Raw genomic sequence first — 1,170 nt, forward strand, 5'->3', positions numbered from 1 at the left:
ACTTAACCAAATTGTTTGAAGCATTCAATGCACCGTTTATCCAGTTTTGAAAGAACAATCTTTCAATTAAATAACTGTCTAGTGATGATGGCAAAGAGGTCACACCCGTTCCCATACCGAACACGGAAGTTAAGCTCTTTAGCGCCGATGGTAGTTGGGGGCTTCCCCCTGTGAGAGTAGGACGTCGCTAGGCGCAAAAAGTCGCTGCTGATACACTCAGTAGTGGCTTTTTTTATTTATGCTGATAAAAAAATTGTATATATAGTAAGAAAGGCGTTCCTTAAAAGGAGCGCCTTTTTATTTTCAATATGTTGTTATGAATGCGTATGAACAGTAGAAGCTCGAAGTTCAATACGGCGAATCTTCCCGGATGTTGTTTTCGGTAACTCATCAATAAAGACAATACTTCGAGGGTATTTATAAGGCGCTGTTAACGTTTTTACATGCTCTTGTAGCTCCTTTATTAACTCTTCTTCATCACGGGCCTTGAAGCCGTCTCGTAAAATAATAAAGGCCTTTACAATATGCCCTCTAATTTCATCTGGCGCGGCAACAACTGCACACTCTTGTACAGCTTCATGTTTGTTTAAGGCATCCTCTACCTCGAATGGTCCGATGGTATAACCAGATGAAATAATAATGTCATCTCCACGACCTTCAAACCAGAAGTAACCATCCTCATCACATTTTGCCTGATCACCAGTAATATACCAATCACCACGGAATGCTGCTTGAGTACGTTCAGGCTCCTTGTAATATTCTTTAAATAGAGCAGGGGAGGATTTGTGAACGGCAATATCACCAACCTCGCCAACCGGTGCTTCATTACCTTCATTGTCGATAATACGTACAATATTACCTGGTGTTGGAACACCCATTGATCCTGGACGTAATTCAGTGTTTTCAAGTGTACCAATTAATAATGTATTTTCTGTCTGCCCGTAACCATCTCGTACTTTAAGTCCAAAATGCTTCATGAAGGTTTCGATGACTGGACGATTTAATGGTTCACCAGCAGAAACGGCACTACGGAGAGAGGAAAGATTATAGTCTTGTAGATTATCAATTTTCGCCATGATACGATATTCAGTCGGTGTACAACATAGGACATTAATTTTTTCCTCTTGCATTAATTGAAGGTATGTCTTTGCATCAAACCCACCATGATAA

1 protein-coding gene and 1 rRNA gene are annotated in these 1,170 nt (G+C 40.3%); one reads left to right on the plus strand and one right to left on the minus strand.

The window, feature by feature from the left end; genetic code table 11:
• Nucleotides 1-77: 77 nt before the first annotated feature.
• Nucleotides 78-193 (plus strand): 5S ribosomal RNA (rrf, locus tag RT445_RS23615).
• Between the two features lie 121 nt (nt 194-314).
• On the opposite strand, the gene RT445_RS23620 is transcribed toward rrf, so the two are convergent.
• A partial coding sequence (locus RT445_RS23620) for an AMP-binding protein (RefSeq protein WP_313471765.1) occupies nt 315-1,170 on the minus strand: 856 nt, incomplete at its 5' end.

The sequence above is a fragment of the Lysinibacillus sp. genome, from assembly GCF_032093475.1.
Classification (GTDB): domain Bacteria; phylum Bacillota; class Bacilli; order Bacillales_A; family Planococcaceae; genus Lysinibacillus; species Lysinibacillus irui.